Raw genomic sequence first — 23,246 nt, 5'->3', positions numbered from 1 at the left:
CAGTGGTATTGAGGCTTGATTACCGGCAGTCGGATTTCGAGAACCGTTTTGCCGCCTTCCTGACCACCAAGCGCGAAGTTTCCCAGGACGTCGAAAACGATGTGCGCGCCATTATTCGCGAGATCCGGGAACGCGGCGACGCCGCGCTGCATGATTTCACTGAGCGCTTTGACGGCATCAATACGCGCCAACTCGGCCTTGCGGTCACCGCCGATGAAATCGAGACGGCCTACCAGGCGACGGCGCCGGAGCTGGTGTCTGCGCTGGAGTTCGCCCATGACCGCATCGTCAGCCACCATCAGCGGCAGATGCCGAAGGATGATCACTATGTGGATGGCCTGGGCGTCGAGCTCGGGTCGCGCTGGACCGCGATCGAAGCGGTCGGACTCTATGTTCCCGGTGGGACGGCGAGCTATCCGAGCTCTGTGCTGATGAACGCGGTGCCCGCCAGGGTGGCGGGTGTCGAACGGATCGTGATGGTGGTGCCGGCGCGTGAAGGTGCGCTCAACCCGGTGGTGCTGGCCGCCGCCCGCGTCGCCGGTGTTCACGAGATCTACCGGATCGGCGGTGCGCAGGCGATCGCCGCGCTTGCCTATGGAACGGAAACCATCAAGCCGGTGGCCAAGATCATGGGACCCGGCAATGCCTGGGTGGCGGCTGCCAAGCGGCAGGTGTTCGGAACCGTCGGCATCGACATGATCGCCGGCCCTTCCGAAGTGCTGGTGATGGCAGACCCGGACAACAATCCCGACTGGATCGCTGCCGATCTGCTGGCCCAGGCCGAGCATGATGTCGGCGCGCAATCGATTCTGATGACCCGTGACGAGGCCTTTGGCGAGGCGGTGATCGCCGCGGTCGAACGTCAGCTTGTCACCCTTGGCCGCTCCGAGACGGCCAGGCAGAGCTGGGCTGATTTCGGCGCAATCATCGTGGTGCCGGATTGGAATGCCGCGGTGCCGCTGGCCAACCGGATTGCCGCCGAGCATCTGGAGATTGCCACCGATGACGCCGAAGCGCTGGCGGAGCGGATCCGCAATGCCGGCGCCATTTTTATCGGCCGCCATACACCCGAAGTCATCGGCGATTATGTCGGCGGCTCCAACCATGTCCTGCCCACGGCGCGGTCGGCCCGGTTTTCCTCGGGTCTGTCGGTGCTTGACTACGTCAAGCGCACCTCGATCCTCAGGCTCGGACCGGAACAGTTGCAGTCGCTCGGCCCTGCTGCCATAACCTTGGCAAGGGCTGAGGGGCTTGATGCCCATGCGCGCTCGGTATCGATCAGGGTGAACCCGAGGGAAGACAACCTGGAGGAGGGGCGTGAGCTGGAATGACGGCGGCTGAGGAAACCCAACGGCTCTCGGATGTTGTTCTGGATGATACCATCGGACGCGCGACGCCCGATGTCGAACACGAACGTGCGGTCGCCATTTTCGACCTGATCGAGGAAAACAGTTTCGAGCCGGTAGGCCAAGCAAAGGGTCCCTACAAGCTCAACCTGTCGCTGATCGATTCCAAGCTGGTGTTTTCCATTTCCACGCAGAGCGAGGAACCGGTCGCCACCCACATTCTCTCGCTCACGCCGTTTCGCCGTATCGTGAAGGACTATTTCATGATCTGCGAGAGCTATTACGAGGCCATCCGTTCCTCCACGCCGAGCCAGATCGAAGCCATCGACATGGGCCGGCGCGGCATACACAATGAAGGCTCGCAGACGTTGATGGACCGGCTGGAGGGCAAGATCAAGATGGATTTCGATACCGCCCGTCGGCTGTTCACGCTGGTTTGCGTGCTGCACTGGCGCGGATAGGGCCGCCATGGCGGACACCAGACCGGCCCCGGCCAGAGCCACGCCCGGTGCATTGCTGTTTGTCTGCGGCATGAACTCGATCCGCTCGCCAATGGCCGAAATCATCGCCCGTTCGATCCTGCCGGCGGGCACCTATATTGCGTCCGCCGGGGTGCGTCCGGGGGAGCGCGATCCATTCGTCGATACGGTTCTCGCCGAGATAGATCTGGATCTCGGACACCGGCAGCCGCAAACGCTGGATGAACTCGAGGATGACTTTTTCGATGTCATCGTCACGCTGGCGCCGGAAGCCCACCACAGGGCGCTGGAACTGACCCGCAGCAATGCGGTTGATGTGATATACTGGCCGACACCGGATCCGACGGTGGTGACAGGAACCCGTGAACGCATTCTCGATGCCTATCGCGAGGTTCGCGACATGCTCAGACTTCGGATAAGCTCGGGCAATGGCTGGTCGCGCCCCGCTGCGGGCGGGTGAATCAATTTGGTTCACAAACGGCTTGTCATTGTGTAGGTTCCGGCCAAATTTCAGGTGCGCGCATATTGCGCCGCCTCTTTGAACTGGAAAGACAGACACTGAATGGCGAAAGAAGAAGTTCTTGAATTCCCCGGCGTGGTCACCGAACTGCTGCCGAACGCAACCTTCCGGGTGAAGCTCGAAAACGAGCACGAGATCATTGCGCACACCGCTGGCCGCATGCGCAAGAACCGCATCCGCGTGCTCGCGGGTGACAAGGTGCTGGTCGAAATGACGCCTTACGATCTGACAAAGGGCCGCATCACCTATCGCTTCAAGTAAGCGAGGGGTGAGGCCATCCCATGGCGCGTTCGCAAAAACTGATCCTCGCATCCGGTTCGCCGCGCAGGCTTGAACTGCTCGACCAGGCCGGTATTGCGCCTGACCGTTTGATGCCGATGGAGCTTGACGAGACTCCTCAGCGCTCGGAACATCCTCGCTCGCTGGCGCGGCGGCTGTCGCGCGAGAAGGCGGAAGCCGCCCTCAGGGAGACGCGGCTCGATCCGGCGTGGAAGGATGCCTATATTCTGGCAGCGGACACCGTGGTTTCCGTCGGTCGTCGCATCTTGCCCAAAGCCGAGCAGATCGACGAGGCCTCGAATGGGCTCTATCTGCTTTCGGGCCGCAATCACCGTGTTTTCACCGGTATCTGCCTGGTGACGCCCGACCACACAATCCGCCAGAAGATTGTCGAGACAAGGGTGCGCTTCAAGCGGCTCTCGCGGGTCGAGATCGAAAGCTATCTTGCCTCGGGCCAATGGCGCGGCAAGGCCGGCGGTTACGCCATTCAGGGGCTGGCGGGAAGCTTTGTGGTCAAGCTGGTCGGCTCCTACACCAATGTGGTCGGCCTGCCGCTTTACGAGACTGTTGGCCTTCTCACCGGTGAAGGCTATGATGTTCACTTCAAATGGCTTGAGGGTTGAGCATATGACGGACAGCAATGTGACACCGTTGCGCAAGGCGCAGCCATGTCCGGAATGCGGACGCCCGTCGACCCGCGACAGCTATCCGTTCTGCTCGGAGCGTTGCCGTGCTGTCGATCTCAATCGCTGGCTGGTAGGCGGCTATGCCATCCCTGTCACCGAAGTCGAGGACAATCAGGACGAGGATTTCGACGACCGCGGCTGACAGGCAGGGCTGATCCTGGCCGTAGGGGCAGACCCGATAGCAGCGAGCAAGTCTCTCGTCTGCCCTGGTTTTCGCCAAAACCAGGCTTCGTCATCCTCGTCACGCAGCGCGCTTTCCGGTTTCACCGGCAAGCAGCGAAAAAAGCCGAAAAGGGTGCTGGACAGGGCCTTTCAAGATGGTATAACCCGCTCGCTTTCGGCGTTGGAAAATTCCTTCGCCGGCGAGCGGCAGGAACCCGGTAAAACGAGTTCCGGTGAGATGCCCGGATAGCTCAGTTGGTAGAGCAGCGGATTGAAAATCCGCGTGTCGGTGGTTCAAATCCGCCTCCGGGCACCACTTCAAATTGGGTCAGTTCCGGACCCATAGGTTACGGTTTATACCGGAGACATGGGTAACAGTTTTGGCCCGAATGGGTTTTGAAGCGGTTTCACCCTGCATGTCTGATCATCAAAGTATCCTAAATCGTAGTCCATGAAGCTGACCAGCCAGATTCGGTCGTCGGTCTGCTTGATGCCGACGGTTTGACCTGCAAAGACCTGGCTGAGATTGATCTTGCGCCGGTTGAAGCAGATGCGCCCGCATGTGGTGACGGTGACGGCCTTGTCGTGGAAGGGGTAGTCAATGTCAGGCAGGCCCTGATATTGGCGCGGTGAGAGTTGGTAGTGGTCGGCGGGCACGGCCATGGCGAGGGCCTGATGCGGCCGTTCGGTGTTGAAGACCTCGACGAAGTCATCGAATTTGCCCTGCTGCTCGAGGAAGTTGGCGCCAGCCGGTTTTGTGGTCGCCAGCTTGAGGGTGAGGTGCATGCGCTCATGCCTGCCGTTGTGTTGCGGGTTTCCGGGTTTGATCCGTTCTATGGATATGCCGAGCCTGAGCCACCACACAGACAGTTTTGACAGGTTGAACAACCCCGTTCGGCGAACTACATCGCGTCAGGTCCGCTCAATATCCGCATTTCTGGAGAGTCGAACTGCTACGCCAAACCGAAAGAGAATTGAAAAGAAGAGCGGCCCATGCCAATCTCTCGCTACGAAGAAACCTATCTGTGGCTGCCGATTCAATCAGCGGCTTCTCACTGACTGAAATGACCGCGCCATGCATCACATCAACGTGAAATCGCACCTGTTCGACGCGTTCTTAGCTGGCTGGACTGTTTGGTTCGCCTTGGGGGTACTGGGCTTCTGGCTGGTTGGGTCGCCTGGAAAGGCAATCAGGGCAACAACCCGCCTGTGGGTGCGCGGAGTGCTGTTCGGGCTCAGGCATGTTGTAAGGCTGGATTATGTCGAGACGGGTCGCGACCTGATTCCGGCAGAACCATGTCTCATCGTCTGCAATCATCAATCCACTTGGGAAACGCTCGCGTTTCTGGTTCTCTTCCCTAACGTTGCGATTGTCGCGAAGCAGGAACTGCTGCGGATCCCGATCATCGGTTGGTATCTGCGAAAATCCCCGATGATCATCATCGATCGCGAGACCGGATCCAAGGCGCTGAAGACGATGCTGAACCAGAGTCGTGAAGCGCTCGCTGGCGGACGTTCGATCCTCATTTTCCCCGAGGGGACACGTATGAAGGAGCTGGAACCGATCAAGTTCAAGCGAGGAGTGGAGCTGCTGTATGCAAAGCTGGGGACGCCTGTGCTGCCCGTCCTGGTGAATTCCGGCAAATTCTGGGGGCTTGGCCGATCGAGCAAACGTGGCGGGACAATCACCGTCTCCTATCTGCCCCCGATCCCGCCTGGGATGCCTGCCGAGTTGTTCGCTCGAAAGGCCGAGGCGCAGATGGAGGCGGAGCGATTGAGATTGACCTAACCTGCCGCTCGTCGGCTTGGACCTTCAATGAGGCAGCGATCATAGTCAACTCGCGCTTATAGGCCGGAAACAGGACTACACCCTACCCGCCAAGCTTCAGACATCACCTTACCAAACGGGCGCCATCCAGGTATTACAGTGACGGGCGAGGCTGTGACTTCAACCACTGACCGAACGCGCCGGCTCTGGTGTGCCGTTGATCAAGTCGGATGCGCCGCGCTGTAACACTTTGAAATGATGCATGTACGTGATCGTTCAAACAAATACGGTTGAACGATAATGTACATGCCAGGTCTTGCACCTTCTTCGCCTCCTCCGGTCAGGGCTACGATCTGCGTGAGAGCCTGCCCGGCGCGTTACAGGATGCCGCTCCGGACGTCGGGGGCCGCATGTTGATGGAGCGTCCCTATGGCGCCGGTCTCAGCGCGTTCGACATGCTGACACTGACCGACGGCACCAATCGCCAAGCCGCATGACGGTTCTTTTGCAAAGTTTTCCTCGTGTAGAATGAGCTTTTAAAGCGAGAGCCGACTACGATCAAAACGCGTATTTTCTGACGCTTAGCCTTTTCGCAGCAGCCATTTTAGGGAGTCAAAAGCACAATTGTGGCCGGCCGGGGAATAGTTTTCTACAATTCGAACCATCTCAAAAGGTTTGCAACGGGGCGCGTACAGGAGTCTCGACCATCGGGCTGAGAACAGCAAACTGCTGTTTCGATACCGTGACGCTTGAGATTGATATTTGATGTTCACGCCGCCGAAATTGTGATCAGTCCGGCAGCCAATCAACCCCATTCCGGTCTATCAGACACCGCCCGGAAGATATTTCGAAGCCACTGATATGAGGTCGATCAAACGCACTGCGCATTAATCCTTGATTGCCTCTGAAAACTGTCCTAATTAATTTGTATTAACAACTTTATGCCGGAGAATCGGGGTGGTCGCCAACATCGCGCAGGTACGGACAGATGGTCCGCCCGATCATCAGCACGGGCGGGCATTTTTCGTCGGACGGCACGCGGTTGCGCAACTGTTTCTCTGGTCGGGGCTCTATTATCTGTTCCCGGCGCTGGCCGCCCACATCCTCGCCGAAACGGGTTGGATGGCCCAGCATTTGACTGCGTCATTTACCGCCGGCTTTTTACTCTGGGCGTTTGTGTCGCCGTGGGTAGGGCGGGCGATTGACCGAGGGCAGGGCACACAGGCAATGCGGGCGGGCGCAGTCTTGGGTGCTGTGCTGCTTGTGGCGATGTCACAGGCCCAGTCAGTCGCGGGGTTTGCTCCGTTCATGGTGCTGTTGGGTGTGCCGATGGCAGCCACACTCTATGATCCTTGCTTTGCATTGATGCTGCGCCGGTTCGGCACGTCGGGCGGCAGTTCGGTGGCGATCGTTACGCTGATCGCGGGCTTTGCCACACTTTTGACCTTTCCGCTGGTGAACTGGATGCTGGAACATTCAGGCTGGCGCTCGGTGATGCTTGCTGCGGCGGCACTTGTCTTGGTGGCGGGCTTGATGATTCCGTCCGAAGGCGTTCCGCCTGCCGCAGCCAATGCGCCAGACCCATCACCGGCGACGGGCCGGGCATCGCGAAATGTTCTGGTGATCGGTCTGGCTTTTTCCTTTGTAATGTTCAGCCATGCGGCAGTGCTGTTTTCCTTGCCCGTGCAGTTGCTCGAGGTGCCCGAAACCGCCGGATTCGCATTGATCCTTCCGGCGCTTCTGGGACCGGCTCAGATTGTCGGGCGTCTCGTTTGTGCGCCATTGGTCCGGCATTGCAACCCGGTTGTGGCAGTGCGCGGCATTTTTGCGCTGATGCTGGTGCCGCCTTTGGCGCTGCTGGTCTTGCCCTACCGGGTCGAGACGATCCTGCCCATTCTCCTGCTTCAGGGCGCTGGCTACGGGATGCACACGATCCTGCGCCCGGTTCTTGCCCGCCAGTATATACCGCCGTTCCGATTGGGCCGCGATCTGGGGCTGATCGCAATGATCGGACTGGTGATGATGGCAATGGGACCAGCGGCAGGCGGCGCGATGTGGCAATGGGCAGGTTTCCGGGCTTTGGCGGGAGTTTTGCTTGCAATGAACCTGGCCGGCCTGGTTTTGTTGTTGTGGCTGCCGCGGCGAGGGGCTTGGCAATGATGGTGGATAGCATGTGTGTCATGATCGCAGGCGGGGCGATGACCCGGTTCAATCGGCGCAAGGACGCCAGCAGCTATCGCGATTGGGCGCAGGCGGCCTTTTCTGCGGCACTGCGCGATGCCGGTTTGGAACGTCACGATATCGACGCGCTTGTCGTCGCGTCGGAAAGCGATTTCTTCACTTTGCAACTCAATCCCGCAAGCCTCTTGGCTGATGAACTCGGTCTGTTTGGTATCCGTCTGATGCGGGTCGAGGGCGGCGGGGCTTCGGGCCAGATAGCAGTGCAGGCTGGAGCCGCACTGGTGGCATCGGGTCAGGCGCAACGGGTTGCGGTTCTGGGGCTGGAACCTTCGGCATCTCATCTCCCCGGTGCGGTAGTAAGCGAGCTTTATTCGTTCTCATATGACGCCTGGACCGACGGCATGACCGGCGTGGATTCGACCTCGATCTATGCGCTGTCGGCGCTGGCGTTCATGCAGCGAACCGCGGCAACGCAACAGGATTTCGCCCGTATAGCGGTCCGCAACCGGCAGAACGCGCGGCAAAATCCGAATGCCCATTTGCCGCTTGATATCACCTTGAACGATGTTGCTGCCTCGCCTGTTATTTCAGCGCCCTACAGGCGGCTGGATTGCTCACCGCTGAGCGACGGTGCGGCTTGCGTGATCCTTTCGCGCCCGGAAAACCTGCCGGAAATGGGCAAGGACAGAGCGCGGATCCTGGGCATGGGGTGCGCCAATGACCGGGTGAGGCTGGCAGAACGGGCGGATCCCGGCGATTTCGCAGCGAAGCGTCTTTCAGCGCAACGGGCCTATTCAAGCGCCGGAATCACGCCTGCCGAGATCGGACTGGCAGAAGTCTATGACAGTTATTCGGGTGCTCAGCTTCAGGCGCTTGAGGCGCTGGGATTTGCCGACGATGTGGTCCGCGCGGAACGCGAAGGCATGTTCTGTGCGTCAGGCGCCGTTCCGGTCAACCTGTCAGGCGGATTACTGGGGCAGGGCGCCCCGGTAGGTGCCACCGGCGTGGCACAAGTGTTGACTTGCGCCCAGCAGCTTGAAGGGCGGTATGCCGGCGTAGCGCCAGGGACACCGCCGCGGTTCGCATTGGCCGACACTCATGGCGGGATCGCGACACTTTGCGCCGTAACCATTCTCGGGGCTGCGAAATGAAATTGACACTCACATTGAACTACACGCTGCCGGAGGGTGAATTGTCCCCCTATTTCGATGCATTGCGCAATGGGCGTGCACTGGCGTCACGCTGCGCTGGCTGTGGCTGGCTCAGTTTTCCGGCGCGCGTCCGGTGCGAAAAATGCGGAACCGGAACGCATGACTGGGTCGAACTGAGCGGCAAGGCGCGGGTGATCTTTCGCACCGATGGCGTGGCGGCAAGCCATGCACTGGTGCGATTCGACGGGGCAGACGGGGCGACACTGGTTGCCCTGCAAAATCCTGAGGAAATCAATGAAGGTGGCAGGTTGGTCGTCCCCCAGGGGGAGCGGCCTGGTCTGTGGTTGCGATTGGATGGAGAGGACTGAGGATGTTTGAAACCTGGACAGAGGCGCGCCTTGCGCAAATCGGGCTTCGCCGTGAAAATGGCGACGTCGTGATTGACATCCCACCGGATGCCAACATCTTTGCGATGACCGTGGGGCGCCAGCTTCGACTTGAGAACGGCAATAACCCGGCGATGCTGTTCGAGCGGGAAGACGGTAGCATCGAGACATGGAGCTTTGCTCAAATCGACGCCGCTGCCACTGCGCTCGCCGCGCATCTGCGCGGATTGGGCTATGGGCGCGGTGATTTTATCGGACTTCACACCGGGATGCGCCCCGAAACGGCGATCGGGCACATGGCCGTTTGCAAACTGGGCGCGACCGCGGTGACCCTGTCGCAGCTTTATGGCCCGGACGCTCTGGCCCATGCACTCAACCATTGCGCGGCCCGTTGTCTGCTGACCACCGAGGCTGCATGGGCTCCTCTTCGCCAAGATTCAGGGCGGTTTGAACATTTGACCGATGCGCTGGTGGCTGAAAGCACCGGGGCTGAGCCTGACCTCCGCGTCATTCTGGACGGGCCTGCGCCAAAGGAGTTCGAACCTGAGTACTCGGGCGCCAATGATCCCGCACTGTTGATGTACACGTCAGGATCAACCGGCATGCCCAAGGGCATATTGCACGGGCACCGGATTTTGGCGGCCTATCGTCCCTCGATCAACCTATTTTACGACCTGTCGATGGAAGAGGCGGATGCCGTGTTCTGGTCGCCTTCGGACTGGGCTTGGGTGGGTGGATTGCTGGACATGCTAATGCCTGCATGGTTGGCGGGGCGCCCGGTCGTCACGTCCGAGGCGCGGTTCAAGGCCGACTGGGCTTTCGATTTCATGGCGCGTCACAGGGTAACGCATACGTTTCTGGCGCCGACGGCGATCAAGCGCCTGGCGCAGACCCAGAATCCGCGCGGCACTTACGATCTTTGCCTGCGGGTGATCTGCACAGGGGGAGAGGCGCTGGCGGCGGATACCTTGGCCTGGACCGAAAACACCCTGGGTGTGGTGTGCAATGAATTCTATGGGCTGACCGAGGTAAATCACCTGATTGGCAATTGCTCGCGGCTTTATCCACGCAAACCGGGCTCGATGGGCGTGGCCTATCCCGGTCATGACGTGCGTCTGGTCGACGCTGACGGCATCGAGGTGGCTGATGGCGAACCGGGCGAGATTGTGACATCCGCCACCTCTCCGACCCGGTTCCTCGGGTATCTGCGCAACCCGGAGAAAGAGGCAGAGCTGAAGTTGGGGGATCAGATGCGCACCCACGATCTGGCCGTGCGCGATTCCGACGGGTACTTTTGGTATAAGGGCCGGTCTGACGATCTGATCAAGTCATCCGGTTTCAGAATCGGACCGGCAGAAATCGAGGATAGCCTGCTTGCGCATCCTGCCGTCGCCGAAGTTGGCGTGATCGGCAAGCCGGACGCCGAACGGGGAGCCATAGTCAAGGCGTTCGTCCGGCTTTCCGCCGGGTTTATCGGCAACGATGAACTGACTGAGGCGCTGCGTGCACATGTTCGCGTCAATCTCGCTCCCTACAAGGCGCCTCGCGAGATCGAATATGTCGAAGAGTTCCAGATGACATCGTCCGGCAAGATCAACCGAAAGGCACTGCGGCAGACAGAAGGCAGTTGACCTGCCCAATTTGTATATACTAATATGTAGAGGCAATTGAGAGGGCGATTTATGAAATTCGGTGTTCATGCTGGGCTTTGGATGAAAACGTGGCAGGACGATCCCTTGCCGATCTTTGATATTGCCACGGATTTGGGTTTTGATGGGGTTGAGCTTTCGCTGCTGGGCATCGGCATGGATCGCGCCACGCAGATCCGCAAAGCCGCCGAGGAACGTGGGCTGGAGCTGACATGCTCGACGGGACTGGGTCCGGATGCAGACCCGACCTCGGCGGATGACGCAGTTCGGGCGCGGGCCATTGAAGCCCTGTCAGAGGCCGTTGAGATCACGGCGGCATTGGGGGCCAGATCGTTGGCTGGCGTTGTCGCGGCACCCTGGGGCGTCTTTGCTCCCCGCGCTGTCGGCCGCAGTGATCGTTCAGCGCAAACGCTGGCCATGATTGAACCTGTCTTGGCCAACAATGGCATAACGCTGGGGATCGAGGGGCTGAACCGGTTCGAGACTGATCTGACAAGTACGGCCGCCGACACCACCGCGATTGCCCGTGCCACCGGGGCCGCGCATATCGGGGTACTGCTTGATACCTTTCATATGAACATCGAAGAGAAAGTCCCTGCCGCCGCGATCCGTGCGACCGGCGATGCATTGGTTCATTTTCATGTCTCCGACAATGACCGCGGCGTTCCCGGATCCGGACATTTCGATTTTCAAAGCTGTGCAACAGCACTTTCGGATATCGGTTATGATGGCTGGATCACAGCGGAAATGTTCGTGATGCCGTCCAATCCCAATAGCGCAGATGTCAATATTTGGCGGGCGATCGAGCCTGACCCCACCGAGGCGGCGCGCCAGGCGCTCGACTTCATGAAGAGGACATTTGTGCGATGACCGGCCCAGAGTTCTTCACGGCCTTGCATGCCCGGATTGAAGACCGTTGCGACGCATTGAACCGGTTGGATGCCGCACTGGGCGATGGCGACCATGGCACGACCATGCTGCGTGGTCTGACGCGGGCAGCTCAGGCTGAAAGCGGCGTGCAGGCCAAGGCGTTCATGCGTGCTTCGGGTGGGGCATCCGGGACACTGTTCGGCCTGATCCTGCTGGAAGTGGAGCGTCATCTCAACGATGGCGAGGCATTGGGCGCGGGGCTGCGAAAGGCTTGTGACCGGATCATGGATCTGGGGCAGGTTAACGTCGGCGACAAGAGCATGGTTGACGCATTGGACCCCGCAGTCACTGCTTTGGAAACCGGCACGCTACAGGATGCGATTGCCGCAGCCGCTGCTGGCCGGGACGGTACGCGCGAACTGAGCGCACGCCGGGGCCGGGCGCAATATGTCGAGAACGGCGGGCAGGGGCACGTCGATCCGGGCGCGGTGTCGGTGGTAATCATCCTTGAAACCCTCGCAGGCAAGGAAGGCACGCAATGAAAAAACTTTTCAATGCGCCGGAAACCATGGTCGATGACATGATCGATGGGTATGTGTCGGCATTTGCCCAGGTTGCCCGGGGTAAACAGGATGATCGTGTCGTGGTGCGGGCAACAGGCGTGAAAAACCCGGATCGAAAGGTCACCTTGTTAATCGGAAATGGCTCGGGGCACGAACCTATTGCCATGGGATTTGTCGGTCCGGGCATTCTGGACGCCAATGTGGTTGGCGATGTATTCGCAGCGCCCTCGGCTGATCTTATCCTTGACGGAATCCGCGAGGTGTCGGGCAAAGCGGGCAGTATCCTTTTGATCTCGCAGCACTCCGGCGACATGATCAACGGACGTGCGGCCGTCATGCTGGCCGAGGAAGAAGGGCTGAACGTGCGGGCGTTGCCCATGTATGACGATATATCGTCAGCCCCGCGTGATCGCGTGCACGACCGCCGCGGTGCCCCCGGAACGATGTTCATCTACAAGATCCTTGGCGCCGCAGCCGAGGAAGGCATGCAACTCGACGACCTGATGATCCTGGGTGAAGCTGTGCGCGCACGCACTGTGACGCTGGCTGCGGCACTGTCGCCGGGCATTTCACCGCTGACCGGCCGCGCGATGTTCGAATTGCCTGATGACGAGATCTATCTCGGTATGGGTGTGCACGGCGAACCGGGAATAGGGCGAACCGGCGTCGGGCCTGTGCGCGATCTCGTCTCACTCATCGTCGACAAGCTGCTTGAGGATTATCCGATCGCCAGCGGCGGCCAGGTCGCCGTGATTGTCAACGGCATGGGGGGCACCACGATGATGGAGCTTCTCACGGTCTGGAACGAAACCAGCAAGACACTCGCTGCGCGCGGGATCGACGCGATCGCGCCAATGATCGGTTCCTTTGTGACGACGCAGGAGATGGGCGGCTTCTCGATTTCGCTACTTGAACCCGATGGCGACATGCTGCGCCTATGGGCCGCGCCTTCGGATACGCCGTACTTTCCAGCCATTCAAATTCCAAACAAGGAGTGATCCACGTGACCCGATCCGAACCTTTGCAGATGCGTCCGATTCGTGGTGTTGCCGTCGATCAAGGCAGCGGTCTGGGTGAAATGTTGCGCAAGGCACGTGGTCCGAATGCGCAACAGGACGATTTGCTGCTGTTCAAACGTCTGGTGGTCGAGCAGCTCAGCGCGGATGCCAGCACGGTGTTGGTCGATGCGAATTTTGGCCGCGAGCTTTTACCGTTAATTGCCCCGAGTTGTGAAAAAATGCTGGCTTTCGAGGCAGATGTCTATCGCATCACCGGGGAGGACCGAATGACGGTCTTGCCGGAAAACCTGAAGGTGGCGGACTACGTGGGTCTGGGCGTGCAGGTGCTGAAGTTTTTCCTGTACTTCGAGCCGAACGACCAGGGTGCGATAAATCAGCGAAAGTTTGATCTGGTGCGCAAGATCAGCGCCGAGTGCCGGCAACATGGTATCAGATTTCTGTTTGAGCCGATTGTCTTTGACCGCAGGATTCCGGATGAAAGCAGCGCGGAATTCGCCATGCTCAAGCCCGATCTGGTGACCGAAGCGACCCGCTTGTTTGCCGCGCCGGAGTTTGGCATCGACTTTCTGAAGGTCGAGCTTCCGGTAAACCTGGCACATGTCGAGGGGTTCGGGACGCCAACGATGACCCGTGCCGAGGCTGACGCAGCTTTGCGCCGCGCCGCTGAGGCAGCCGGGGATATCCCGTTGCTGTACCTGTCGGCGGGAGTGACGTTTGAACAATTTGAAGGCGCGCTGAAGATGGCCAAGGCTTCGGGCGCAAGGTTCGCAGGGTTCATGTGCGGCCGCGCAATCTGGCACGATGCCATCAGCATCTTCGGCAAGGACGGTCCTGGCGCTGCCGAGGCCTGGCTCGCCGATGAAGGGCGCAGCCGTCTGGCGCGCTTGTCGGAGACAGTCGCATGAGCTTGATCAGCCGACTTCCGGAAGTCGAAGAATTCCTGTCGCGCGTCCAGCCTTTGAGGATCGACGGAGCTGAGGTGGCAGGCTCCTCCGAGCTTGACGTGGTCGATCCGTCGAGCGGGTCGGTCATTAGCCGGGTCGCGGGAGCAGGCGCTGCACAAGTCGATATGGCGGTTGCCGCGGCGCGCGCCGCATTGAGCGGCCCCTGGGGGCGACTTTCCCCCCATGATCGCGGTCGGTTGATCTGGAACCTGGCCGAATTGATCGAGGCGCGAAAAGCGATCTTCGGGCAGCTTGATGCGCTGGACAACGGCAAGCCGTTCGCGGTGGCGCGGGATGTCGATGCGGTCTGGTCAGCAAGGCATTTTCGCTACTTCGCCGGTTGGCCGGACAAGATCGAGGGCGCGACAATTCCGGTGTCTACACCGAACCGGCTGAACCATACGCGAATCGAGCCAATGGGCGTATGCGGGCTGATCACGCCATGGAACTACCCGACGTTGATGGTCGCGTGGAAGTTGGCGCCGGCTTTGGCCGCAGGCAACACCATCGTGCTCAAGCCCGCCGAACAGACACCACTTAGCGCGTTGTATCTGGCGGATCTGGCACTTGAGGCCGGATTCCCGCCGGGCGTGCTGAACGTGGTTCCCGGGCTGGGTGGTGATGCAGGTGCCGCGTTGGCCGCACATCCTGGCGTTGACAAGATCGGCTTCACCGGATCGACGGCGACCGGCCGGCAGATTGTCATGGCCTCGGCGGGGAACCTCAAGAAGGTCTCGCTTGAACTGGGCGGCAAGGCCGCCAACATCATCTTTGCCGATGCTGACCTGGAGCGTGCGGTTCCAGGTGCGTTTTGGGCGCTGTTCGGCAACAACGGCCAATCTTGCACGGCGGGCGCCCGCCTGTTCGTGCATCGAAGTGTGCATGATCAGGTTCTCGACGGGCTGCGCAAGCTGGCCGAGGGTCTGTCGGTTGGGCCGGGGATGGATTTGAAGGGCCACGACCTGGGGCCGGTAATTTCGCGGGTGCAGATGGACAAGGTACTTGGCTATATCGCCGACGGTCGCACGGGTGGTGCGCAATGCATTGCCGGTGGCGGCCGTCTGGGTGACACGGGTTGGTTCGTGCAGCCAACGATCCTTGCAGGCGTCAGTGACGATATGCGCGTAGCGCGTGAAGAAATCTTCGGCCCGGTTTTGTGCGTTCTGCCCTTTGATGACGAGGACGAGGTGCTCGCTCGTGCAAATGACAGCGAGTATGGCCTTGCTGCCGGTTGTTGGACACGGAATGCCGGATGTGTCGCTAGAATGGGTGCGGGTCTGCACGCCGGTACTGTATGGATCAACTGCTGGGGAGATACAGACGCGGCTTCGCCGTTTGGCGGCATGGGACAGAGCGGTTACGGGCGCGAAATGGGCCGTGACGCCCTGGCGTTGTACACGCAGACGAAATCGGTGTGGCAAGGCCTCTGAATGGTATAGAACAACGGCCTGAAACACGATGAAAATGAGAGCCTGACACATGTCCGAACAGCGGCTGCCCAGATATCAAACCATCCACAAAGAGATGTTGAACCGTCTCAGTCAGGGACTGTATTCGGTCGGCACCCGTTTGCCTTCCGAGGACGTCCTGGCGAAGTCGTTCGGCGTGAGCCGGGTCACGGTGCGGCGTTCGCTCGAGATGCTCGTGAATTCCGGATACCTGGTCTCGCGGCAGGGTAGCGGATACATGGTCAACACGCTGTCACCACCGGCGACGACCTGCATGATCTCGTTTACGGATGCGATTTTGAAAAGTGGACGGATACCGGGCGCGCGGTTGATCGGCGTCGAGAGGTTTGACGGCGATGCACCCGCGTCAGTTCAAGAAATGTTCGGTGAGCCAGTGACCCGGATTCAGAGGCTGCGAACCGTGGATAGTCAGCCTCGGATGCTCGTGAATACCTGGGTGCCGACGCGGTCGGTGCCCAACCTGTCCCCAGCCGATTTCCCCGAAGGTGGACCGGACCAGTCTATTCTGCGGATCTTGATCCGGCGCTTCGGTCTGGAATGGGGCAGCGCCTGCGAGACAATCCGTCCGCAGCTTGCCACGGACGAGGTGGCCGAACTGCTTGGACTGCCTTGCAACGCGCTGATTCTGACGCAGGCTTGCTCTGCATTGGATGATACCGGGGCGCCGGTGTTCTATGACGAAGTGTATCGCGATACCCCGATTACCTATGAGCTGGTTGGCGCGTCGCGGCAGGAGAGGAACCCGTGATGAGTACACAGTTTCGGATAGGTTTGATCAAAGGTTCGCTTCCCAGCTATTTCCCTGACCGTTACGGTGTATTCGAGGCGGCGGAAAAGATGCTGGCCTCGTTGACTGATGAGTTGAACATCGGCCTGTCAATTGCTCCCGACGTGCCGATGGACGCCCGTGCGGCACAGAAGGCGGTGGATCATTGCCGCGCCGATGGGGCAGGGTTCCTGCTTTTGCTGCATGGCGGGTTCACGATGGGTGACGTCGGGCGGCAGATTGCGGCTTCCGGCCTTCCGATGGGGGCCTGGGCCACGCCCGAACCGGGGCATGAGGGGGATATTCAGCTCAACAGTTTCGTGTCGCTCAACATGACTATGTCGATTGCGCGCGGGGTGCGCGATCTGCGCCGCGCCCCTGTGCAGTGGTATATCGGCGCGCCCGAGGACGCGGCGCTCAAAGCGCGGCTTCGGCAGACCTTGCTGGCTCTGCGCGCGGCACACGCGCTGAAGGGAGCAAATATTGGCGTGGTCGGCGGGCTTGCCCCGACATTCTACAACATGGATGTATCGCAAGCCCGGCTTATGACAGCACTGGCCGTGGCATTCTCTCACGTCGATATCCACGAGATGACGGCGCGGATGGATGCCGCCGATAAGAGTGCGGTCACGACCGAACTGACAAGAATGACGGCCGCAGCGGATGTGCGCGGCGTATCACCGGAACAGATGGCATTGACGTCGCGGGCCGCACTGGCGTTACGGGCGATCGCCGCGGAGAATGGCTTTGACGCGCTCGCGGTATCTGATTGGCCCGCCTTGCAAGAAACTCCCGGAATGCACCCGGGGGCGGCGTTCAGCTGGATCGAAGAGCATGACAATCTGCCTGTCGCCTCAGAAGGCGATGTGATGGGTGCCGTCACACAGTTGTCTGTAAGAGAGATCACAGGTCGCGTTGGCTGCCTGCTGGATATGACGTCGCCGCAACTGGATCGCGACCGGATTCTGATGTGGCACGGAGGCGGTGGACCGCTGTACATGGCCAAGGATCGCGCCGCGTGGATCAATCACCCGATGATCGGACGAGGGACTGTAGAAGGCCCCAGATTCGGTGCGATTGCAGATTATGAATTTGCCGAGGGGGCGCAAACGATTCTGCGGGTCGCGCGCGATGGCACAGCGATATTCGCGGTCGAGGGCGATGTCGTAGCCGCCGAAGAAAGCGGGTACACGGGTTGCCGTGGATGGGTCAGCAATTTCTCGGATCGGTCCGGAGCATCGGACGCCGCATCCGTGGTGACCAGTGTCATGGAACACGGGTTGGAACACCATTTTGTGCTGGTCCCGGGCAGTTGGCGTGCCGCGTTCGAGGAGTTCGCGGCATGGAGCGGGATGGAACAATTGGGGTTGATTGCCGCTCATGACGGCCTCCCGCTCAGATAAGCCACACGAAGTGGTGTTAGCCGTTGACAGGGTGGGTACAGGCGACATAGATTTGTATCTACCAATTCGACTGTAGTAATTTTCATCGCGACCGGGAGTCCAGCAAATTGACACAAGTTCAGCTTCGGCAGGTCCGCAAGCAGTTTGGTAGATTTACAGCGATCGAAAATATCGACCTGGACATCCGTTCGGGGGAATTGGTTGCGTTGTTGGGTCCATCGGGATGCGGCAAAACCACCACCCTGCGGATGATCGCTGGACTTGAGAGTCCGACCACAGGCGGGATATTCTTCGACGATCAGGATGTCTCTGAAGTGGCGGTTCAAGACCGGAATGTTGGCATGGTATTCCAGCGCTATGCGCTGTTCCCCCATATGACGGTGGAAAAGAATATTGCCTTCGGCTTGTCAGTGCGCGGCACCCCCAAATCCGAGATCAAAACACGTCTGGACGAGATCATCGACGTGGTCCAGCTTGGCGAGTTCCGGCATCGGTTTCCGGCACAACTGTCAGGCGGGCAGATGCAGCGGGTCGCCATTGCGCGGACGTTGATCACCAAACCGACAGTCCTGATGATGGACGAACCGTTGGCGAATCTCGATACCAAGTTGCGCGGCGAAATGCGACGGTTCATCCGCACTCTGCAGCAGCGGTTGGGCATCACCACCATCTTTGTGACCCATGATCAGGTTGAGGCGATGGAACTGGCCGACCGGGTCGCCGTCATTTTCGGTGGCCACCTTGCCCAGTTCGACGCACCCGAGGCGTTGTATCGTCACCCTGCTTCGGTGGACGTCGCTGATTTCATGGGGGCGTCGAATATTGTTCCGGCCACACTGAGTGGCGACGATACCATCATTACCAGTTTTGGTACGCTCAAGGTGAACAGGCAGGAGGGCATGTCTAGCGGGGCGAAGGTCTATGCAATGCTGCGCAACGAGGGCATCGATATCCATGCTGCGGAGGGCGAAGCTGCACCGCACCTGATCGACGGACGGATCGTGGCACGCGACTTTTTCGGGGCTTCGGTCAATTACGTGGTCGAATGCGGAGACACCCGAATAATCGTGACCGAACAATCACGCAGGCTGCTGGATGTCGGGATGGACGTCCGCCTCGACATCGCGGCAGAGCGGATCTGGTTGATGACCGGATAGGACACCGACAACATCGCAATTCTTTGGAGGAGAAAATGATGCAACGCACACTAATGATCAGCATGACCACCGGACTGCTACTGGCCGGGGGTGTGGCAATGGCCGCCGACCCGGACGGCGAAGCCTTTCAGAAGAGCTTTCTTGCCGGTGATCTGAGTTGGACCGATGTCCAGGAGCGCGCCAAACAGCAGGGCGAAGTCAACATGTACTTCTGGGGGGGCAACGACAACCTGAACGTCTGGATGGATAGCGTCGTCGCGCCCGCCATGGCCGCAGAAGGCATCACGCTCAATGCGGTGCGCATTACCAGCACCAAGGACGCCGTCGACCTCGTTCTCGCGGAGAAGAACGCGGGCAAGAATGCCGGTGCAGGCAGCGTTGATGCGATCTGGCTGAACGGCGAGAATTTCAGCACACTCAAGTCACAGGACGCCCTGTTCGGAAACTTTGCGCAAAAACTGCCGAATGCCAAGTTCGTCGAGTGGGACGAAAATGACCCGCGGTCGCTCCTCAATCTTCGGGATTTCGGTGTTCTGACCGAGGGCAAGGAAATGCCATGGTCGGGCGAACAATATGTCTGCGCCGTCAATTCAGACCGTGTGCCTGAATCAGATCGCCCCAAGGATTTTGCCGGCTTGCGGACCTACCTGGAAGCAAACCCCGGAAAGTTCATCTATACAAAGCCGCCCCATTATGAAGGCAACACCTTCGTCCAGTCGGCGATTTACGCGCTTAACCCGGATGGCACCGGTGCCATTCCGTTCCAGAAATCGATGGAAGAGCTGGGTGCGGAAGAGTTGGCACGCCTGATCACGCCTGGGCTCGAGTATCTCAAGGATCTGCAGCCACTGTTGCTTGGTGGTGAGAGCGGCCGTCCGCGCTACCCCGAAGATTCCGCGGCGTTGAACGGGCTGTTCCTGAATGGCGAGGTCAATTTCAACTGCAAGTTCGGCCTGTATGCCGTGGCCGTCGGCCTGGCAAACGGCACCTATCCTGAAGCTGCAGAAGAGATGATTTTCCCCGAAGGCGGGATGATCAAGAACAAGAACTATCTTGCGGTGCCCGGCAATACGCCGAACCCGGCAGCCGCAATGGTTCTGGTGAACTATATGACTTCGCCCGAGGCACAGATCTCGAAACTGAAGTTCGTCGGCATGTCGGCGGGCATTGATGGCTGGAAGCTGAATGATGAGCAGGGTGCCGCACTTGACGCAGCTTCGCCCGGCCACATCGGCGTCACCCAGGAAGAACTGGACGCCAACACCACACCTGACACGAATGCCACGCTGGTAGATGTGATCGAGGCGACCTGGCTCGAATATATCGAGCGGGACAGCCAGGATTCGATCGCCGACATCGTGGCGCGCTCGGCAGCCAACCTGACGAAGTAAGCCCATTGCCGCAGCCGGGAAATTTCCCGGCTGCGGCATGATTTCGCGAAAACGAGTACACGTCATGGTCAGACAAGCCACCAGAACGCGCAGCGAACGCCGGAAGCGGCTGTTCCTTGTGCTGCAACTCACCCCGATCATGCTGGTGCTGTTCGTGCTGTTCGGCGGCGCGCTGCTGCTGGCGATCGTGCAGTCGCTCGGATACGCGCCCTGGTTCGGGGTCAACACCTTTCCCGATTTTTCCTATTTCGGAGCCCTGTGGTCATCGCAGTCTTTCTGGCAGTCGCTGGGCTTGACGATGTATTATGCGACGGTTTCGACCTTTCTGGCGCTGGTCGGCGCGATCCTTCTTTCCCTGGCGTTGGTCAAGACCTTTCCCGGCAAGACGTTCTACAAATATCTCTACAAGCTTCCGCTGATGATACCCTACACGGTGGGAATAGCGCTGGCGGTCCTGATGCTGAGCAATGGCGGAGTATTGTCGCGGTTTGCGGCATTGTTCGGATTTATCGACGATCCGGGGCAGTTTCCACAAATCCTCAAGAACCACTACGGTTGGGGCATCATCGCCGTTTATGTGTGGAAGCAACTGCCGTTCATCACGCTGGCGATTTACGCGGTTCTTCTGGGCATCGGCCGGGAAACGGAAGAAGCAGCAGCCATTCTCGGCGCGAACAAGTGGACGATTTTTTTCCGTGTGACCTTGCCCCAGATCCTTCCGGGAATCGTGTCGTCCACGCTGATCTGTTTTGCATTCAACGTGGGCGCATTCGAAGCGCCGTTCATCCTCGGCGGCGGGTTCCCCGATACACTGCCGGTGGTTGCATGGCGCTATTTCAACGACGCCGATTACACCTTGCAGCTTCAGGGGATGGCGACCGTCGTGTCGATCGGGCTGATCTCGGGTGCTATCCTTTTTACCTATCTCGTCGCGTATCGCCGGTTTGAAAAACGCATAGGACGGAATTGATATGGCGCGCAAATTTTCCGCAAATCTGGGGTCGCGCCTGTCGCCTTTCCAGAAGTTCTATCTGATCATCATCGCCGGATTCATTCTCGGGCCCTTCATCCCGCTGGTCATCCAGAGCTTGGCGTTTCGTTGGGCCTGGCCCGATATATTGCCGGGCACCTGGTGGTTGGAGCAGCGCGAAAAATCGATGATGCCACTGGCTTGGGATTATGTCCTGTCGCCTTACAGCCGCATCTGGGAGGCGACTGTAAACACGGTCGCGATCGGAATAATCGTCACTGCAATCTGTCTTGCGATCAGCCTGCCCGCGGCGCGTGTCCTCGCCCGCGAACGGTTTCGCGGAAAAAACTCGTTCGAGTTTTTTCTATCCATGCCGCTGATCGTGCCCGAGGCCGCCATCGGGATTGCCCTGCTGATGCTGTTCATCCGGCTGGGCCTTGCCGGAAGCTATACTGGCATCATCATAGCGCATCTGATCCCGACCATACCCTATATGGTGCGGATGTTGACCGCCGTCTATCAGGGTCTTGGCCGCGATTTTGAAGATCAGGCGATGATCCTCGGCGCAAGCCGCTGGCAGGTCCTGCGCCTTGTGACGCTGCCGATGCTGCTGCCCGGTGTGGTCGCGGGTGCGCTGTTCACCTTCCTGGTGTCGACCAACATCTTCCTGCTTACGTTCTTTCTCGGACAGGGCAAGATCATCACGCTCCCGACTCTGCTGTTCTCCAAGATCGCGGGCGGCACGCTGGATGCGTCGGCTGCGGGTATCACACTCGTCGTCACCTTGCCCGGAATCATCCTTCTGATCATCTCCGAGCGTTTCATAAAAGAAGAGGCGTTCGGCAAGGGGTTCGGCAATTAAGGAGCCAGTTTAATGACCATTCCCGCAACAGTTCTCGAGCGGTTTCCCAAGCTCGATCCCGATTTTGTCACCTCGCGACTGCAACGGCCACAAGGCCCGGCTCGGGTGATCATCGACACCGACACTGCAAATGAGATCGACGATCAGTATGCGCTGGCCTGGGCGCTGCTGTCGCCCGAACGGATGAACCTTGAGGGCGTCACTGCGGTGCCGTTTTCATTCATCCATCATCGTGAAGGCATGCTCCGCAGCGTCGAGATTTTGAAACGCGGCGGGCCCGGCAATGCCGAGGAAGAGAAATTCATGGGCGGTTTCGCCGGTTGGGCGCAACGCATCGTCGACAGTGGCACCGACCCGGAAAGCATAAAATTTGTATTGCCTGATGAAGGTGCCGAGTTGTCGTATCAGGAAATCGTGCGTGTCTTCGAGCATTGCGGTGTTGATCCTGAAGGCATGGTTTACCGCGGATCGCCTGCCTACCTTAGCGATTTTGACAGCCCGCTGGATACCGAAGCCGCGCGGTTCATCATCGAACGCGCACGCGCCGAGCCCGAAATACCGCTATACATTCTGGCCATGGGCGCGCTGACAAATATTGCTTCAGCGGTGTTGATGGCACCCGATATCATCAAGAATATAGTCCTGGTCTGGACGGCATCCTTTCCGTCATACGCGCCTTTCTGCAACCGGCCTTCGTTGAATCTGGTGCAAGACAAACTGGCCTCCCGGCTGATCTTCGATTGTGGCGTCCCGCATGTCTATTTGCCCGGCTATCATGTCGGCGCCCAACTTTCGATTTCGCTGCCCGAGATGGAGCAATTCGTAAAGGGCAAGGGAGCGATTGGCGATTATTTGCACCATCTTTACACCCATAATCCCCTGCACAAGAAATACGTGATCAGCCAGCCCGAGACCAAGACTTGGGTGATCTGGGATATCATCAACGTCGCGTGGATGTTCAATGCCGATTATGTTTCGACCCACATGACTCAATCGCCGGTGCTGGACGAAGATTTATACTGGCAGCATCCTGCGCATCGCCATCCAATGCTCGAAGCCTTCGACGTCGATCGCGATGCCATCTTTGAAGATTTTTACAGGACCCTTGGCAAAGCGCCCTGACCGTAACAGCCCGACACAGCAGCCCTGCATCAGCGGCGGGGCTGTTGGGAAATTTTTTCGCTAACCTGGGTGCCGATAATCTTCGATCGACATTTTTCGGGGG

General features: G+C 59.3%; 24 protein-coding genes, 1 tRNA gene and 1 pseudogene. 25 read left to right on the top strand and 1 reads right to left on the bottom strand.

Going from position 1 to position 23,246, the window contains the following annotated elements; genetic code table 11:
* Positions 1–2 precede the first annotated feature (2 nt).
* The 7 genes from hisD (at position 3) to ABJN75_RS03195 (ending at position 3,788) form a co-directional block, all read left to right on the top strand.
* Complete coding sequence (gene hisD, locus ABJN75_RS03225; protein ID WP_348436789.1) at positions 3–1,331, top strand: histidinol dehydrogenase; 1,329 nt, start codon at positions 3–5, stop codon at positions 1,329–1,331.
* On the top strand, positions 1,328–1,807 hold the full coding sequence (locus ABJN75_RS03220) for a UPF0262 family protein (protein ID WP_348436787.1): 480 nt from the start codon (positions 1,328–1,330) through the stop codon (positions 1,805–1,807). The genes hisD and ABJN75_RS03220 overlap by 4 nt, the downstream gene beginning before the upstream one ends.
* 7 nt (positions 1,808–1,814) lie before the next feature.
* Complete coding sequence (locus ABJN75_RS03215; protein ID WP_348436785.1) at positions 1,815–2,285, top strand: low molecular weight phosphatase family protein; 471 nt, start codon at positions 1,815–1,817, stop codon at positions 2,283–2,285.
* 102 nt (positions 2,286–2,387) lie between these two features.
* Positions 2,388–2,606, top strand: coding sequence for a translation initiation factor IF-1 (infA, locus tag ABJN75_RS03210; protein ID WP_004435948.1), 219 nt, complete (start codon positions 2,388–2,390; stop codon positions 2,604–2,606).
* Positions 2,607–2,626: 20 nt separating this feature from the next.
* Positions 2,627–3,247 (top strand): Maf-like protein, encoded by a 621-nt coding sequence (locus ABJN75_RS03205; RefSeq protein ID WP_348436782.1) that lies wholly within the window; start codon positions 2,627–2,629, stop codon positions 3,245–3,247.
* 4 nt (positions 3,248–3,251) lie between these two features.
* A complete protein-coding gene (gene yacG, locus ABJN75_RS03200; RefSeq protein WP_348436780.1) occupies positions 3,252–3,452 on the top strand; it encodes a DNA gyrase inhibitor YacG in 201 nt (66 codons plus the stop codon).
* 260 nt (positions 3,453–3,712) lie between these two features.
* A tRNA-Phe gene (locus ABJN75_RS03195) sits at positions 3,713–3,788 on the top strand.
* A 38-nt stretch (positions 3,789–3,826) separates the two neighbouring features.
* Here ABJN75_RS03195 and ABJN75_RS03190 read toward each other — a convergent pair.
* A pseudogene (locus ABJN75_RS03190) lies at positions 3,827–4,363 on the bottom strand (integrase core domain-containing protein); the annotation flags it as partial.
* 184 nt (positions 4,364–4,547) lie between these two features.
* Between ABJN75_RS03190 and ABJN75_RS03185 the strand changes: the two are divergent.
* The 18 genes from ABJN75_RS03185 to ABJN75_RS03100 all read left to right on the top strand — a co-directional run bounded on the left by ABJN75_RS03185 (position 4,548) and on the right by ABJN75_RS03100 (position 23,143).
* On the top strand, positions 4,548–5,261 hold the full coding sequence (locus ABJN75_RS03185) for a lysophospholipid acyltransferase family protein (RefSeq protein ID WP_348436778.1): 714 nt from the start codon (positions 4,548–4,550) through the stop codon (positions 5,259–5,261).
* 269 nt (positions 5,262–5,530) lie between these two features.
* Positions 5,531–5,737, top strand: coding sequence for a hypothetical protein (locus tag ABJN75_RS03180; RefSeq protein ID WP_348436776.1), 207 nt, complete (start codon positions 5,531–5,533; stop codon positions 5,735–5,737).
* 460 nt (positions 5,738–6,197) lie between these two features.
* Positions 6,198–7,400 carry an MFS transporter gene (locus ABJN75_RS03175; RefSeq protein ID WP_348436774.1) on the top strand — a complete coding sequence of 401 codons (1,203 nt, stop codon included), beginning with the start codon at positions 6,198–6,200 and terminating at the stop codon, positions 7,398–7,400.
* An 11-nt stretch (positions 7,401–7,411) separates the two neighbouring features.
* Positions 7,412–8,572: a thiolase family protein gene (locus ABJN75_RS03170; RefSeq protein ID WP_348436772.1), complete on the top strand. Its 1,161-nt coding sequence runs from the start codon at positions 7,412–7,414 to the stop codon at positions 8,570–8,572.
* Entirely contained in the window at positions 8,569–8,940 is a 372-nt protein-coding gene (locus ABJN75_RS03165; protein WP_348436770.1) for a zinc ribbon domain-containing protein, read from the top strand. The genes ABJN75_RS03170 and ABJN75_RS03165 overlap by 4 nt, the downstream gene beginning before the upstream one ends.
* Positions 8,941–8,942: 2 nt before the next feature.
* Positions 8,943–10,589, top strand: a complete 1,647-nt coding sequence (locus ABJN75_RS03160) for an AMP-binding protein (RefSeq protein ID WP_348436768.1) — start codon at positions 8,943–8,945, stop codon at positions 10,587–10,589.
* Between the two features lie 105 nt (positions 10,590–10,694).
* Positions 10,695–11,477, top strand: a complete 783-nt coding sequence (locus ABJN75_RS03155) for a sugar phosphate isomerase/epimerase family protein (protein WP_348436766.1) — start codon at positions 10,695–10,697, stop codon at positions 11,475–11,477.
* A complete protein-coding gene (locus ABJN75_RS03150) occupies positions 11,474–12,019 on the top strand; it encodes a DAK2 domain-containing protein (protein WP_348436764.1) in 546 nt (181 codons plus the stop codon). The genes ABJN75_RS03155 and ABJN75_RS03150 overlap by 4 nt, the downstream gene beginning before the upstream one ends.
* Positions 12,016–13,038: a dihydroxyacetone kinase subunit DhaK gene (locus tag ABJN75_RS03145; protein ID WP_348436762.1), complete on the top strand. Its 1,023-nt coding sequence runs from the start codon at positions 12,016–12,018 to the stop codon at positions 13,036–13,038. Before ABJN75_RS03150 ends, ABJN75_RS03145 begins: the two co-directional genes overlap by 4 nt.
* A 5-nt stretch (positions 13,039–13,043) precedes the next feature.
* On the top strand, positions 13,044–13,964 hold the full coding sequence (locus tag ABJN75_RS03140; protein ID WP_348436760.1) for a tagatose 1,6-diphosphate aldolase: 921 nt from the start codon (positions 13,044–13,046) through the stop codon (positions 13,962–13,964).
* Positions 13,961–15,433 carry an aldehyde dehydrogenase family protein gene (locus tag ABJN75_RS03135; RefSeq protein ID WP_348436758.1) on the top strand — a complete coding sequence of 491 codons (1,473 nt, stop codon included), beginning with the start codon at positions 13,961–13,963 and terminating at the stop codon, positions 15,431–15,433. The genes ABJN75_RS03140 and ABJN75_RS03135 overlap by 4 nt, the downstream gene beginning before the upstream one ends.
* 49 nt (positions 15,434–15,482) lie before the next feature.
* On the top strand, positions 15,483–16,220 hold the full coding sequence (locus tag ABJN75_RS03130; protein ID WP_348436756.1) for a GntR family transcriptional regulator: 738 nt from the start codon (positions 15,483–15,485) through the stop codon (positions 16,218–16,220).
* Positions 16,220–17,641: a hypothetical protein gene (locus ABJN75_RS03125; protein WP_348436754.1), complete on the top strand. Its 1,422-nt coding sequence runs from the start codon at positions 16,220–16,222 to the stop codon at positions 17,639–17,641. Before ABJN75_RS03130 ends, ABJN75_RS03125 begins: the two co-directional genes overlap by 1 nt.
* A 107-nt stretch (positions 17,642–17,748) precedes the next feature.
* A complete protein-coding gene (locus ABJN75_RS03120) occupies positions 17,749–18,798 on the top strand; it encodes an ABC transporter ATP-binding protein (RefSeq protein WP_348436752.1) in 1,050 nt (349 codons plus the stop codon).
* Positions 18,799–18,836: 38 nt separating this feature from the next.
* Entirely contained in the window at positions 18,837–20,189 is a 1,353-nt protein-coding gene (locus tag ABJN75_RS03115; RefSeq protein WP_348436750.1) for an ABC transporter substrate-binding protein, read from the top strand.
* A gap of 64 nt (positions 20,190–20,253) precedes the next feature.
* Entirely contained in the window at positions 20,254–21,159 is a 906-nt protein-coding gene (locus ABJN75_RS03110) for a sugar ABC transporter permease (protein ID WP_348436748.1), read from the top strand.
* A 1-nt stretch (position 21,160) separates the two neighbouring features.
* On the top strand, positions 21,161–22,021 hold the full coding sequence (locus tag ABJN75_RS03105; protein WP_348436747.1) for an ABC transporter permease: 861 nt from the start codon (positions 21,161–21,163) through the stop codon (positions 22,019–22,021).
* Positions 22,022–22,033: 12 nt separating this feature from the next.
* Entirely contained in the window at positions 22,034–23,143 is a 1,110-nt protein-coding gene (locus ABJN75_RS03100; protein ID WP_348436745.1) for a nucleoside hydrolase, read from the top strand.
* Positions 23,144–23,246: the final 103 nt, after the last annotated feature.

It is taken from the genome of Hoeflea sp. (assembly GCF_039975035.1).
GTDB lineage: Bacteria > Pseudomonadota > Alphaproteobacteria > Rhizobiales > Rhizobiaceae > Hoeflea.
The sequence above is the reverse complement of the archived record's forward strand: the minus strand, read 5'-3'. Positions and strand labels throughout refer to the sequence as shown.